General features: G+C 62.4%; 13 protein-coding genes. 8 read left to right on the top strand and 5 right to left on the bottom strand.

Annotation, left to right across the window (positions count from 1 at the left end; translation table 11 throughout):
* The first annotated feature begins 15 nt into the window (after window positions 1-15).
* Window positions 16-1,230 carry a 6-phosphofructokinase gene (locus GTP45_RS24080; RefSeq protein ID WP_161016405.1) on the top strand — a complete coding sequence of 405 codons (1,215 nt, stop codon included), beginning with the start codon at window positions 16-18 and terminating at the stop codon, window positions 1,228-1,230.
* An 81-nt stretch (window positions 1,231-1,311) separates the two neighbouring features.
* A complete protein-coding gene (locus GTP45_RS24075) occupies window positions 1,312-1,584 on the top strand; it encodes a hypothetical protein (protein ID WP_161016404.1) in 273 nt (90 codons plus the stop codon).
* A 56-nt stretch (window positions 1,585-1,640) separates the two neighbouring features.
* On the opposite strand, the gene purM is transcribed toward GTP45_RS24075, so the two are convergent.
* Complete coding sequence (purM, locus tag GTP45_RS24070; RefSeq protein WP_161016403.1) at window positions 1,641-2,684, bottom strand: phosphoribosylformylglycinamidine cyclo-ligase; 1,044 nt, start codon at window positions 2,682-2,684, stop codon at window positions 1,641-1,643.
* Window positions 2,685-2,835: 151 nt separating this feature from the next.
* Here purM and GTP45_RS24065 point away from each other — a divergent pair, with 151 nt between their 5' ends.
* Genes GTP45_RS24065 through panB form a run of 6 tightly spaced genes read left to right on the top strand, consistent with a single transcriptional unit; the run spans window position 2,836 to window position 8,203 of the window.
* Window positions 2,836-3,921: an AI-2E family transporter gene (locus GTP45_RS24065; RefSeq protein ID WP_161016402.1), complete on the top strand. Its 1,086-nt coding sequence runs from the start codon at window positions 2,836-2,838 to the stop codon at window positions 3,919-3,921.
* A 45-nt stretch (window positions 3,922-3,966) separates the two neighbouring features.
* Complete coding sequence (gene hda / locus GTP45_RS24060; protein ID WP_161016401.1) at window positions 3,967-4,653, top strand: DnaA regulatory inactivator Hda; 687 nt, start codon at window positions 3,967-3,969, stop codon at window positions 4,651-4,653.
* An 8-nt stretch (window positions 4,654-4,661) separates the two neighbouring features.
* Window positions 4,662-5,333, top strand: coding sequence for a histidinol-phosphatase (locus tag GTP45_RS24055; protein ID WP_161016400.1), 672 nt, complete (start codon window positions 4,662-4,664; stop codon window positions 5,331-5,333).
* On the top strand, window positions 5,326-6,750 hold the full coding sequence (pcnB, locus tag GTP45_RS24050; RefSeq protein WP_161016399.1) for a polynucleotide adenylyltransferase PcnB: 1,425 nt from the start codon (window positions 5,326-5,328) through the stop codon (window positions 6,748-6,750). Before GTP45_RS24055 ends, pcnB begins: the two co-directional genes overlap by 8 nt.
* Before the next feature lie 17 nt (window positions 6,751-6,767).
* Complete coding sequence (gene folK / locus GTP45_RS24045; protein ID WP_161016398.1) at window positions 6,768-7,307, top strand: 2-amino-4-hydroxy-6-hydroxymethyldihydropteridine diphosphokinase; 540 nt, start codon at window positions 6,768-6,770, stop codon at window positions 7,305-7,307.
* A 17-nt stretch (window positions 7,308-7,324) separates the two neighbouring features.
* Window positions 7,325-8,203 (top strand): 3-methyl-2-oxobutanoate hydroxymethyltransferase, encoded by an 879-nt coding sequence (panB, locus tag GTP45_RS24040; protein ID WP_174821677.1) that lies wholly within the window; start codon window positions 7,325-7,327, stop codon window positions 8,201-8,203.
* A gap of 173 nt (window positions 8,204-8,376) precedes the next feature.
* Here panB and glnT read toward each other — a convergent pair whose 3' ends face one another.
* Genes glnT through GTP45_RS24020 form a run of 4 tightly spaced genes read right to left on the bottom strand, consistent with a single transcriptional unit; the run spans window position 8,377 to window position 13,929 of the window.
* Entirely contained in the window at window positions 8,377-9,684 is a 1,308-nt protein-coding gene (glnT, locus tag GTP45_RS24035) for a type III glutamate--ammonia ligase (protein ID WP_161016397.1), read from the bottom strand.
* Complete coding sequence (locus GTP45_RS24030; protein ID WP_166454727.1) at window positions 9,666-11,147, bottom strand: aldehyde dehydrogenase; 1,482 nt, start codon at window positions 11,145-11,147, stop codon at window positions 9,666-9,668. The genes glnT and GTP45_RS24030 overlap by 19 nt, the downstream gene beginning before the upstream one ends.
* Window positions 11,148-11,158: 11 nt before the next feature.
* Window positions 11,159-12,547 carry an aspartate aminotransferase family protein gene (locus GTP45_RS24025; RefSeq protein ID WP_161016396.1) on the bottom strand — a complete coding sequence of 463 codons (1,389 nt, stop codon included), beginning with the start codon at window positions 12,545-12,547 and terminating at the stop codon, window positions 11,159-11,161.
* Window positions 12,548-12,558: 11 nt separating this feature from the next.
* Window positions 12,559-13,929: a glutamine synthetase family protein gene (locus tag GTP45_RS24020; RefSeq protein ID WP_161016395.1), complete on the bottom strand. Its 1,371-nt coding sequence runs from the start codon at window positions 13,927-13,929 to the stop codon at window positions 12,559-12,561.
* Window position 13,930 lies beyond the last annotated feature (1 nt).

The raw sequence follows: 13,930 nt of genomic DNA, 5'->3' as shown, positions 1-13,930 counted from the left end.
CACGGAGGAGCGAGCATGTCGTCGGGAAAAATTCTGGTCGCACAGGGAGGCGGGCCGACCGCCGTCATCAACCAGTCGCTGGCGGGCGTGGTGCTGGAGGCGCGCCGCTTCCGCGAGGTGACGCGGGTGTACGGCGCGCTGCACGGCGTGCGCGGCATCGTCAACGAAGACTTGGTCGACCTCACGCGCGAGACCAGCCACAACCTCGAACTGGTGGCGGCCACGCCCTCCTCGGCGCTCGGTTCGACCCGCGACAAGCCCGACGAAGCCTACTGCAAGGAAATCTTCAAAGTGCTGCAAGCGCACCAGATCGAGCAGTTCTACTACATCGGCGGCAACGACTCCTCGGACACCGTGCGCATCGTCAGCGAGCAGGCGCAGGCGGCCAGCTACGCGCTGCGCTGCATGCACATTCCCAAGACCATCGATAACGACCTGGTCGGCAACGACCACACGCCGGGCTTCCCCTCGGCCGCGCGTTTCGTGGCGCAAGCGTTTGCCGGCGCCAACCTCGACAACGCCTCGCTGCCGGGCGTGTACGTGGGCGTGGTGATGGGCCGGCACGCCGGCTTCCTGACGGCCGCCGCCGCGCTGGGCAAGAAATTCCCGGACGACGGCCCGCACCTGATCTATCTGCCCGAGCGCGTGTTCTCGCTTGAACAATTCCTGGCCGACGTCAAGGCCACGTACGAGCGCTACGGCCGCTGCGTGATTGCCGTCTCGGAAGGCATCCACGATGCGAACGGCGCAGCGATTGCCTCGCTGCTGGCGAAAGAAGTTGAGCGCGACGCCCACGGCAACGTGCAACTGTCGGGCACCGGCGCGCTGGCTGATTTGCTGTGCGATGAAATCAAGGCCAAGCTTGGCATCAAGCGCGTGCGCGGCGATACCTTTGGCTATTTGCAGCGCTCCTTCATCGGCTGCGTGTCGGACGTCGACCAGCGTGAGGCGCGCGAGGTTGGCGAGAAGGCGGTGCAGTTCGCCATGTGGGGAGGCAAAGACGGCTCGGTCGCCATCAAGCGCACCGGCTTCTACTCGGTTGATTACGAGCTACTGCCCTTGAGCGCCGTGGCCGGCAAAACCCGCGTCATGGAAGACGAGTTCATCAGCGCCAACGGCACCGACGTCACCGACGCCTTCCGCATGTACCTACGGCCCCTGCTCGGCTCCGGCCTCCCCGACGCCTTCCGCCTGCGCCCGGCCCCAGTCGAAAAAATCCTCAAGCGCTAATTTACCGGCCTTTACAGCGCCTTGACCGTAGCTAACAGACTCCCGCATGATAATGACAGCTCATTGTGATCGGGAGTTTTCATGAAGGTATTCAAGCATTGGATGGTGGGTGCGGCGCTGGCTGGCTGCACCTTGAGCGCCTCGGCGCAAAATGGTTCGCGTCCTGACGGCCCGCCGCCGGGCCCACCACCGGAAGCCGTCGCCGCCTGCAAAGGCAAAGCCGAAGGCGCCAAAGTCGAATTCAAAGGCCGCCGCGACGAAACCGTCAAAGGCACCTGCAAGAAAATGGGCGACGTGCTGGCGGCATGGCCGGAAGGCGGCCCACCACCACCTCCTCCTGCTGATCGCAAATAAAAAAAGCGGACTATCTAGTCCGCTTTTCTTTTACGCCGCGCTAAGTTACAAGACGGTTACACGACGATGGTCTGGTGCTCGTCACCCACGCGGGCGCGGATTTTGCCGATGGTGTAGACGGTTTCGCCGGCCGCTTCCAGCTGGGCCTTGGCGGCGGCAGCGTTTTCCGCCGACACGATCACGGTCATGCCGATGCCGCAGTTGAACACGCGGTGCATTTCAGCGTCGGCCACGCCGCCGTGCTGTTGCAGCCACTGGAACAGCGGTGGCAGCGTCCACGACTTCGAGTCCAGCTCGGCCACCAGGCCAGGCTGCAATACGCGCGGGATGTTTTCCACCAGGCCGCCGCCGGTGATGTGCACCATGCCTTTGACTTCGATCGCTTCCATCAGCGCCAGCAGCGGCTTGACGTAGATGCGGGTTGGCGCCATCAGCACGTCCGACAGCTTGCGGCCGTGGAAGTCGCCTTCCAGATCCGGCTTCGACACTTCAATGATCTTGCGCACCAGCGAGTAGCCGTTCGAGTGCACGCCCGACGAGGCCAGGCCCAGGATCACGTCGCCCGGCGCAATCTTGGTGCCGTCGATGATTTTCGATTTTTCCACCGCGCCCACCGCGAAACCGGCCAGGTCGTACTCGCCGTCCGGGTACATCGATGGCATTTCAGCGGTTTCGCCGCCGATCAGCGCGCAGCCGGCTTGCTCGCAGCCCTGGGCGATGCCCTTGATCACGTTCGAGGCGGTCGCCACGTCCAGCTTGCCGCAAGCGAAGTAGTCGAGGAAGAACAGCGGCTCGGCGCCCTGCACCAGGATGTCGTTCACGCTCATCGCCACCAGGTCGATACCGACGGTGTCGTGGCGGTTCAGCTCAAACGCCAGCTTCAGCTTGGTACCCACGCCGTCGGTGCCGGACACCAGTACCGGCTCCTTGTACTTTTTGCTGATCTCGAACATCGCACCGAAACCGCCCAAGCCAGCCAGCACGCCTTCGCGCATGGTGCGCTTGGCGTACGGCTTGATTGCTTCGACTAAAGCATCACCTGCGTCGATATCGACGCCGGCGTCACGGTAGGACAGGGAAACATTAGTAGTTTGGCTCATGGTGTATTTCGCAGCGGAGGCGGTAAAATAGAAGGCGGAGACCGATTTCGTGACAAAATCGCACGAAAATATGCAATAAAACCCGGTCAATCCGCTATTTTATCAAAATTGCCCCGTCCAACCGCCTTTTTAACCATCAAATACATCCTCCATGCCATTTCCCCTCACGGTAGAGCAAAAGCAAACGGCATTCTGGTTGGCGGTGTGGGCGGCATTCTTCTTCCTGCTGGTGACGCTGGGCCCGGTGCTGACGCCGTTCCTGGCCGCCGCCATCTTCGCCTACGCGCTCAATCCCGGCGTTGACCGGCTCGACCGCATCCGCTTCGGCCGCCGCTTCGGCATGCCGCGCGCGCTGTCGGTGCTGATCGTGGTGACGCTGTTCTTCAGCGCGATTACCGCGCTGGTGCTGATCGTGGTGCCGGTGCTGCAAAAGGAAATCCCGCTGCTGCAAGCGCAAATCCCGGCCTTCCTGGCCAAGGCCAACGACCTGCTCGGCCCCAAGCTGCAAGAGCTGGGCGTCAAAGTGCGCATCGACAGCGCCGGCATCAAGCAGTTGGCCTCGGAACAGATGGCCGCTTCCGGCGACGCCATCTGGTCGGCCGTGCTCAATTCCGCCCGTATCGGCGGCACCGCGGTGCTGGGCTGGCTGGCCACCGTGGTACTGATCCCGGTGGTGCTGTTCTATCTGCTGCTGGACTGGCACGCCATGCTGGCCCGCATCGCCGGCGCCATCCCGCGCCGCTACATCGAAGCGACGATGGGCATGGCCAACGAGGTCGACACCCTGCTGGCCCAGTACCTGCGCGGCCAGCTGCTGGTGATGCTGGTGCTGGCGATCTACTACTCGGCGGCGCTGGCGATTGCCGGTTTCGACGTGGCGCTGCCGGTCGGGATCATCACCGGCCTGCTGGTGTTCATTCCCTACCTGGGCTTCGGCCTGGGGCTGGTGCTGGCGCTGATTTCGGCGGTGCTGCAATTTACCGACTTTAGCGGCTTGATCGCGGTAGCCGTGATCTACGGTTTCGGCCAGGTGCTGGAAGGCTTCTTCCTGACGCCGCGCCTCGTTGGCGAGCGCATCGGCCTCAATCCGCTGGCCGTGATCTTCGCCTTATTGGCCTTCGGCCAGCTGTTCGGCTTTGTCGGCGTGCTGCTGGCATTGCCCGCGTCGGCGGTGCTGATGGTGGCCTTTAAACACCTGCGCCGCCACTATCTAAGCAGCAGCTTTTATAATGCATGATGTGAAACACAAAAACGTTATGCAAAAGACTACAGGACGAACGCCATGAAGCAGCTGGTGCTCGATTTAGGCGCGGAACCCACGCACAGCCTCGCATCCTTCGAGGTAGGCCAGAATGCCGAAGCGGCAGCGCTGATGAAGCAATTCGCCAGCCGCACGTCGCGCGAACATTTCGCCTACCTGTGGGGCGCGGTCGGCGTCGGCAAATCGCACTTGCTCAAGGCGCTGGCCAGCGCCGGCAGCGAGGAAGAGCAGCTGCGCGCGCGCTATATCTCGCCGTTCTCGATCGAATCCGAGTTCGTGTATTCGCCGGAGGTGGACCTGTACCTGCTGGACGACTGCGAGAAGCTGTCGCCGCTGGCGCAGATCGACGCCTTCGCCCTGTTTAACGAAATCCGCGCCAACAATGCCTTCATGGTTTGCAGCGGCAACGTGGCGCCGGCCGTGCTGCCAGTGCGCGAAGACCTGCGCACGCGCATGGGCTGGGGCTTGATCTACCAGATCCACGGCCTGACCGACGACGAAAAGAGCGCCGCCCTGGCCGCCGCCGCAGCGGCACGCGGTTTGACGCTGTCGGCAGGCGTGATACCCTACCTGCTGTCCCACTTCCAGCGCGACATGCGGTCGCTATCGACCATCCTCGATTCGCTGGACCAGTATTCCCTTGAAACCCAACGCCCTATCACTCTGCCGCTGCTGCGCGAGTGGCTGCAGGCGGAAGCGAAAGAATGATGAATCGAATGAACCTGGCGCTTTTTGACCTTGACCACACCCTGCTGCCGATCGACTCCGACTTCGAATGGGGCCAGTTCCTGGTACGTATCGGCGCCGTCGACGCCGTCGAATACGACCGCCGCAACCGCGAATTCTTCGCCCAATACCAGGCCGGCACGCTCGATCCGGTAGAATACCTCGAGTTCACGCTGGGTACCTTGGCCGCTTTCCCGCGCGCCAAGCTGGATGAAATGCACGCGCAGTACATGGCCGAAGTGGTGGTTCCGGCGCTGCGCCCATCGGCGCGCGCCCTGCTGCAAAAGCACTTTGACGCCGGCGACCTGGTTGCCATCGTCACCGCCACCAACCACTTCGTGACCGCGCCGATTGCCAAAGCGCTGGGCGTGGAGCACCTGATCGCGGCGATGCCGGAAGTCGACGCCGAGGGCAACCTGACCGGCAAGCTGCTAGGCACGCCGACCCAGGGCCCGGGTAAAATCGTCCACACCAAGGCGTGGCTGGAAAAAATGGGGAAAACGCTGGAAGACTTTGGCACCGTCCACTTCTACAGCGACTCGCACAACGACCTGCCGCTGATGTCCATCGTCAGCCATCCGGTGGCGACCAACCCCAATGAGAAACTGAAAACGCACGCCGCCGCACATGGCTGGCCTTTGATTGACCTATTCAATGATTAAGAAACTGATCCGCAAAATCCTCGGCACCAAGAGTAAAGCGGCCCGCGACGCGAACACGCCGGTGGTGCTGGGCCCTGAAGCCCACGGCATCGATCCGCGCCTGCTGTCGAATAACGCCGTCCGCGTCACCAGCACCTTGCAGGAAGCCGGCTACGAAGCCTTCGTGGTCGGCGGCGCCGTGCGCGACCTGCTGCTGGGCGTGAAGCCGAAAGACTTCGACATCGCCACCAACGCCACGCCGGAACAAGTGAAGCGCCTGTTCCGCCGCGCCTTCATCATCGGCAAGCGCTTCCAGATCGTGCACGTCATGTTCGGCAACGACCTGCTGGAAGTGACCACCTTCCGCGGCACCACCTCGGCCAACGCGCCGAAAGATGAACATGGCCGCGTCCTGCGCGACAACACCTTCGGTTCGCAGGCGGAAGACGCGGAGCGCCGCGACTTCACCATCAACGCCATGTACTACAACCCTGCCAACCAGCAGGTGCTGGACTACCACGGCGGTATTGAAGACATCCGCGCCAAGACGCTGCGCATCATCGGCGTGCCGGAAGCACGCTACCGCGAAGACCCGGTGCGCATGCTGCGCGTGGTGCGCTTTGCCGCCAAGCTGAAATTCTCGATCGAGCCGGAAACCGGCGCGCCGATCAAGGTGATGGCGCCGCTGATCAACAACGTACCGGCCGCGCGCGTGTTCGACGAAATGCTCAAGCTCCTGATGAGCGGCCACGCGCTGGCCTGCTTGCAGCAACTGCGCAAGGAAGGCCTGCATCACGGCCTGCTGCCGCTGCTGGACGTGGTGCTGGAACAGCCGCTGGGCTTCAAGTTCGTGACGCTGGCGCTGGAATCGACCGATGCCCGCATCCATGCTGGCAAGACCGTCTCGCCTGGCTTCCTGTTTGCGTCGCTGCTGTGGCATCAAGTGCTGGAGAAGTGGGAAGCCTACCGCGCTGCGGGCGAGCAAACCATCCCGGCGCTGCACCTGGCCGCCGACGACGTACTCGACTCGCAGACCGAGAAGCTGGCCTTGCAGCGCAAGATCGGCTCCGACATGCGCGACATCTGGGCCATGCAGCCGCGCTTCGAGCGCCGCACCGGCAAGGCGCCGCACAAGCTGCTGGAACACCAGCGCTTCCGCGCCGGCTACGACTTCCTGCTGCTGCGCTGCGCCTCGGGCGAGATTGACGCCGAAATCGGCGAATGGTGGACCGCCTTCTACGAGAGTGACGAAGCCTCGCGCGAAGATCTGATTTCCTCGGCCAGCCAGCCATCGGGCGGCGGCAATGGCGGCGGTACGAAACGCAAGCGCGGCCCGCGTCGCGGCGGCCGTAATCGCAGCGGCGGTGGCCGTGGCGGTGAAGGCGGCGGCTCCGATGCCGGCGGCTCCGCGCCATCGCACGACGGCGGCGGCGACTAAGCACGCCTGATCGCATCATGAACACCGCAATAACAGCGGGCCTCGCGCCCGCAACGCCGCAGGATGAGCGGGCGCCATTTGCCTTCACCATCGCCTACATCGGCATCGGCGCCAACTTGGGCGACGCGCGCGCCAATGTGCTGGACGCACTGGAACGCCTGCAGCGCCAGCCCGCCTGCACTCTGATGGCCGCATCAAGCCTGTACCGCACCGCGCCGATCGACTCCAGCGGCGACGACTACATCAACGCCGTCGCCCGCATCGCCACCACCCTGGATGCGGAAGCGCTGCTGCAAGCGCTGCAAGCGATCGAGCAGGCGCATGGTCGCGAACGGCCGTATCGCAACGCCCCGCGCACGCTCGATCTCGATCTGCTACTGTATGGCGACGCCACCATCAACAGCCCCACGCTGAGCGTGCCGCACCCGCGCATGACCGAACGCGCGTTCGTGCTGGTGCCGCTGCTGGAACTGGCGCCATCGATTCATATCCCCGGCCACGGAGCGGCGGCGCAATATGCCGCCGGAGTGGCCGACCAGGGCATCAGCCCGATTTAATAAGCAAAGGATTTACCATGTCTGGATACCTGCAAGGCAACGAACTGGCCGCGGGCCAAAAGCCCGCCGACGCCAACGCACCTGCACCGGCCAAAGCGGTCGTATCGAAAGCCGTCACCGTCAACACCCTGGCGACGCTGCGCAACGCCGGCGAAAAAATCACCATGCTGACCTGCTACGACGCCAGCTTCGCCTCGCTGATGGATCGCTGCGGCGTTGAGATCCTGCTGATCGGCGATTCGCTGGGCATGGTATGCGCCGGCCATCAATCGACGCTGCCGGTCACCGTCAACGACATCGTCTACCACACCGCCTCCGTGGCGCGTGGAACGAAGAACGCGATGATCGTAGCCGACCTGCCGTTCGGCGCCTACGGCACGCCGGAAACCGCCTATGCCAACGCCGTGCTGGCGATGCAAGCGGGCGCGCACATGGTCAAGATCGAGGGCGGAGCATGGCTGGCCGACACCATCAAATTCCTGACCGAGCGCGGCGTGCCAGTGTGCGCGCACTTGGGCCTGACGCCGCAATCGGTGCACCAGCTGGGCGGCTACAAGGTGCAGGGCAAAACCACCGAAAGCGCCGACCTGCTGAAAGCAGACGCACTGAAAGTCCAAGCCGCCGGCGCCTCGCTGGTGGTGCTGGAGGCGATTCCTTCGGCCTTGGGTAAAGAAGTGACCGACATGCTGTCGATACCGACGATTGGCATCGGCGCAGGCCCGGACTGCTCCGGCCAGGTGCTGGTGATGCACGACCTGCTGGGCGTCTTCCCGGGCCGCAAAGCGCGCTTCGTGAAAAACTTCATGGAAGGCCAAACCAGCATCGACGCCGCCATCACCGCCTACGTCACTGCAGTCAAGAATGGCAGCTTCCCGGCGCTGGAGCACTGCTTCTAAGGGGTGGCGTATCCCAGCCACCAGCGTTCCACAACGTACCTTTAAAAGCACCCCGAACGAAAGGGTCTGACCCCGTACGGGGTCAGACCCTGGCCGCAGCGGTGTGCGGGTTGGGGTAGTGCCGCATGCTTTCAAATCCAGGCAACGTCAACTCCACGAAGCGGCCATCGCAATCAGAAACGCTGCAGATAGCGCGTGGTTTCCCATGCGCTGACGTGCTGGCTGTATTCGATCCATTCGGCGCTTTTTAGTGCGACGAATTCTTCGACGATGGCGCTGCCTAGTGCTTCGGCCAGCACGGTGTCTTCCCTTAGTGCCTCTGCCGCTGCGCCTAGATTTTGCGGCAGCAGCTTCAGTCCTAGCGCCGCGCGTTCTGCGGCGCTCATTTCGTAGACATCTTGATTCACCGGCTTGCCGGGATCGAGCTGACGATCAACACCATCCAAGCCCGCTGCAATCACGCCTGCCAGCGCCAGGTAGGGATTAGCCGAACTATCCGGCAAGCGCCACTCAACCCGCTGGTGCACGGTACGCGCGACCACGGTGCGATTGTTATCGCCATGACCGATAAACGCCGGCGCCCAGCTAGTGCCAGACAACGCCTCGCCGCACATCAAGCGCTTGTACGAATTGACGGTCGGCGCGCACAGCGCCGTCAGCGCAGGCGCATGGTGCAGCAAGCCGCCGAGGAAATGCTCACCAATCGCCGCCACCGCATTGCCATTCGAATCCGACAGCGACAAATGAAAATGCAAGCCGCTGCCCGGCCGCTCCGCGAACGGCTTCGGCATCATCGAGAACAGCATGCCCTCCTCTTCCGCAATGTGATGCGCTGCCATCTTGAACAGCATGAAGTTATCCGCCGCGCGCAAGGCATCGGCGTAGTGGTAGTTCACTTCAAACTGGCCGGTCGCATCTTCGTGGTCGATTTGGTAGACGCCAAGGCCGCACTCGTTGAGCGAGGTAGTCAGCTTGTCGAGGAAGGAACGGCGGCGCAGCAGGCTTCTTGTATCGTAGGACGGCTTCTCCAGCGTATCAGCCGCTTCTGCATCGTAGCCATTAACGCCTTTTTGCAGCAAAAAGAATTCGGGCTCAAGGCCGGCATGCAAAGTCCAGCCGCGTGCAGCGAGGCGAGCGACCTGCGTGCGCAGCACCTGGCGTGGGCAAGCCTCGAACGGCACACCGGCCACATGGCCATCCAGCACCACGCGCGCATAGCCAGGCAGCCAAGGCATCGGCTGCAAGGTCGTCAAATCGGCACGGCCGTAGTACTCCGAGCGCGGGCCATTGCGCGGCAGGCCCGTGCCCCAAATCGACGGCCCGGAAAATCCCGCACCCGGCGCCACGATGTCGCCGAGATGCGCCAGCGGTACCAGCTTGCCCTTGGCCGCGCCATGGATGTCGGTGAACTGCGCAAACACGTAACGCACGCCTTGTGCCGCCAGCTCGCCCTGTAACTCTTCTAACCTACCTGTATCCATGTGGTTTTCAATTCCGTGTATTTGTCGAATGCGTGCAGCGACTTGTCGCGGCCATTGCCGGACTGCTTGTAGCCGCCAAACGGCACCGTGATGTCGTCGCCATCGTACTGGTTCACATGCACAGTCCCAGCGCGCAAAGCACGCGAGGTCTGAATCGCTTTGCTCAAATCCGCCGTCCACACGGCGGCATGCAGGCCATAAGGCGTATCGTTCGCTTGCCGCACCGCGTCCTGCACATCGGTGAAACTCAACACCGACAGCACCGGCCCGAAGATCTCTTCGCGCGCAATCGTCATGCTGCTGTTGACCTGATCGAACACGGTCGGCTCAACGTAGTAGCCGCCGGTTTCAGTACGCACCTGCTTACCGCCCGCCAGCAAGCGCGCGCCGTCTACATGGCCGGATTCGATGTAGCCCATCACCGTCTTCAACTGCGTGGCATCGACAATCGCGCCCATCACCGTATTGCTATCCAGCGGATCGCCGGGAGCGTAGTCCGGCACCTTGGCTAGCGCCTTCTCGATAAAGCGATCCTTGATCGACGCTTCCACGAACAAGCGCGAAGGCGCATTGCAGCTCTCGCCCTGATTGAAAAAGATGGAGCCTATCGCCGCCTCCACCGCCGCATCCAAGTCCGGGCAATCCGCGCACACGATGTTGGCCGACTTGCCGCCCAACTCCGTCCACGCGCGCTTGAGATTGGACTGCCCCGCCATCTGCATGATCTGCTTGCCGACGCGCGTGGAGCCGGTAAAGCCAATGCAATCGACGTCCATGTGCAGCGCCAGCGCGGCGCCAGCCTCCGCGCCGTAACCTGGCAACACATTGAACACGCCCGGCGGCACGCCTGCTTCCAGCGCGATCTCCGCCAGCCGCAGCGCCGTCAGCGGCGATTTCTCGGATGGTTTGAGCACCACGCTATTCCCCGCCGCCAGCGCCGGCGCGATCTTCCAGGACGCCATCAGCATCGGATAATTCCACGGCACGATGGCCGCCACCACGCCCACCGGTTCGCGCGTAATCAGTGCAAGGCTGTTGGCTGGCGTCGGCGCGATTTCATCGTAAATCTTGTCGATAGCCTCGCCGTACCAGCGGATGCAGTTGGCCGCGCCGCCAACATCCACCGCCTGACTGTATTTGATCGGCTTACCCATATCCAGCGTTTCCAGCAGCGCCAGTTCCTGCCCGTAATTCTGCATCAAGTCCGCGAACTTGATCAGCACGCGCTTGCGCTGCGCCGGCGACTTTCCCGACCAGCGGCCATCTTCAAACGCCGCGCGCGCCGCAGCTACCGCGATGTCCACGTCCACGCTATCGCAGCGCGCCACCATGCCAAGCTTGCGCCCATCGATGGGCGAAAGATTCTCAAACTGCTGCTCCGACTTCGCCCACACCCGCTCACCGCCGATGAAGGCGCGGCCGTCCGGTTTGAGCGCGGCCGCTTTCTCATGCCATGTCGCCATTTGGATTCTCCTTACACCCAGCCGCGTTCTTTTACATCGGCGTACGTCAGATCAAGGCAGTGACGGATCAGCGCCAGCATCTCGTCAATCTGCGCCGTGGTCAGCACCAGCGGCGGCGCGATAATCATGCGGTCGCCAACGGCGCGCATAATCATCCCGTTGTTGAACATATAGCCGCGGCAGACCATGCCAACCGCCAGCGATTCATCAAAGGCCACGTTATCGTGCACCGTCGCGCCCTTGCTGCGCACCAGATTGAGGCCGGCCACAAAGCCGCAGCTATTGGCGTAGCCAACCAGCGGATGATCCGCCAGTTCGGCAAAGCGCTTTTTCAGATAAGGCCCGGTTTCCTCGGCCACGCGCTGGATCAGTTTTTCATCTTCGATGATGCGGATATTTTCCAGCGCCGCCGCACACGCCACCGGATGGCCGGAATACGTGAAGCCGTGATTGAATTCGCCACCCTGCTCGATCAGCACCTTGGCCACGCGGTCGCCAACCAGCACGCCGCCCAGCGGTACATAGCCCGAAGTCACGCCCTTGGCGAACGTAATCAAATCCGGCTTGATGCCAAACAGTTCGGACGCAAACCAGCGGCCCACGCGGCCAAAGCCGCAGATCACTTCATCCGCAATCAGCAGGATGCCGTACTTGTCGCAAATGCGCTGGATCTCCGGCCAGTAAGTGGAAGGCGGAATAATCACGCCGCCCGCGCCTTGAATCGGCTCGCCGATAAACGCCGCCACCTTCTCCGCGCCGACTTCCAGAATCTTCTTCTCCAGCCAAGACGCAGCCTCGATGCCGAATTCCTCTTCCGTCATGCCCTTGCCGGATTCCAGATAATTCGGCTGGCCGATATGCACAATGCCCGGAATCGGCAAGCCGCCTTGCTCGTGCATGCCCGACATACCGCCCAGCGACGCGCCGGCCATGGTGCTGCCGTGGTAAGCGTTGTGACGGCTGATGATAGTATGCCTATCCTTGTAGCCCAACACGTCCCAATAACGGCGCACCATGCGCACATTGGTGTCGTTGCCTTCTGAGCCGGAGCCTGTGAAGTACACGTGCTTGAACTGCGGCGGCGAAATCTGCGCCAGCTTGGTGGCCAACTGCACCGCCGGTACATTGGTGGTGTTGAAGAAGCTGTTATAAAACGGCAGCGTCTCCATCTGCTGGTACACCGCCTCCGAAATGCTGGTGCGGCCATAGCCCACGTTCACGCACCACAAGCCGGACATGCCGTCGATGATCTTCTTGCCTTCCGAATCCCACAGATAGATGCCCTCGCCGCGCACCATCACGCGCACGCCCTTTTCACCAAGCGCCTTGTGGTCGGTGAACGGGTGCATGTAGTGCGCGGTATCGAGCTTCTGAATTTCGTTGGTATCGTAGTTGCTCATGGTGCGGCTCCTTAAACGTGCAGCAGCAGGTGCTCGCGCTCCCACGGGCTGATAACGGTCATGAATTCCTGGTGCTCCAAGTCCTTGATCGCCGCGTAGACGTCGATGAAGCGATCGCCAAGCACCGTGCGCAGCTTGTCCTCTGCGCGCAGCAATTGCAGCGCTTCCGGCAAGCCTTGCGGCAGCTCGACTTTCAAATCGTAGGCGCTATCCACCGTCATCGGCGTCGGCTCCAGTTGATCGATCATGCCGAGATAGCCGCAAGCCAGCGTCACCGCCAAGGCAAGGTACGGATTGGCGTCCGCGCCAATGATGCGGTTCTCCACGCGTCTATCCTGCACGCCCGATTCCGGCACGCGGAAGCCCACGGTGCGGTTGTCCATGCCCCACTGGATATTGATCGGCGCCGCCGTGTGGCGCACGATGCGGCGATATGAATTCACATACGGCGCCACAATCGCCATCGCCGACGGCATATAGCGCTGCAAGCCGCCGATGTAGTGCTTGAACAGCGGCGAGGCCGAGCCATCCTCGGAGCTGAAGATGTTCTTGCCAGTCTTGATATCGACCACGCTCTGGTGCACATGCATCGCCGATCCCGGCTCGCCGGCCATTGGCTTGGCCATGAAGGTCGCATACATATCGTGCTTGAGCGCCGCTTCGCGCAAGGTGCGCTTAAAGAAGAACACTTTATCGGCAAGGCCCAGCGGCTCGCCATGCAGGAAGTTAATCTCCATCTGGCCCGCGCCGATTTCGTGAATCAGCGTGTCGACGTCCAATCCCATCAAGTCGCAGTAATCGTAGATGTCTTCAAACAGCGGATCGAATTCATTCACCGCGTCGATGCTATAGACCTGGCGGCTGGTTTCAGCGCGGCCGCTGCGGCCAATCGGCGGTTTCAAAGGCAGATCGGGATCGCTGTTTTTTGCCGTGAGGTAGAACTCCAGTTCCGGCGCCACCACTGGCTTCCAGCCTTTATCCGCATAAAGTTTGAGCACGCGGCGCAGCACCGAGCGCGGCGCGAAATCGACCAGGCGGCCATCGGCGAAGTAGCAGTCGTGGATCACTTGCGCGGTCGGATCGGTGGCCCACGGCACCATGGTGATGGTGGTGGGGTCAGCCTTCAAAATCATATCGCGGTCGGTGGTGGAGATGGCGCGGTCGTAGCCCGCGTCCTCGGTTGGATAGTTGCCGGTCACGGTCATGCCCAGCACCGCTTCCGGGATGCGCATGCCACGCTCCTGCGTGAATTTGCCGCGAGGGAGAATCTTCCCGCGTGCCACGCCGGTCAAGTCGGGCACCAGGCATTCAATCTCTGTGACGCGCTTCTCGTTGAGCCACAGATCCATATCGGTGTAGGTAAAGTTTTCGCGAATTGCCATT

Origin of the sequence: Duganella rivi (assembly GCF_009857435.1) — a bacterium.
GTDB classification, from domain to species: Bacteria; Pseudomonadota; Gammaproteobacteria; order Burkholderiales; family Burkholderiaceae_D; genus Rugamonas; species Rugamonas rivi.
This window is presented reverse-complemented; position numbering and strand designations above follow the sequence as displayed.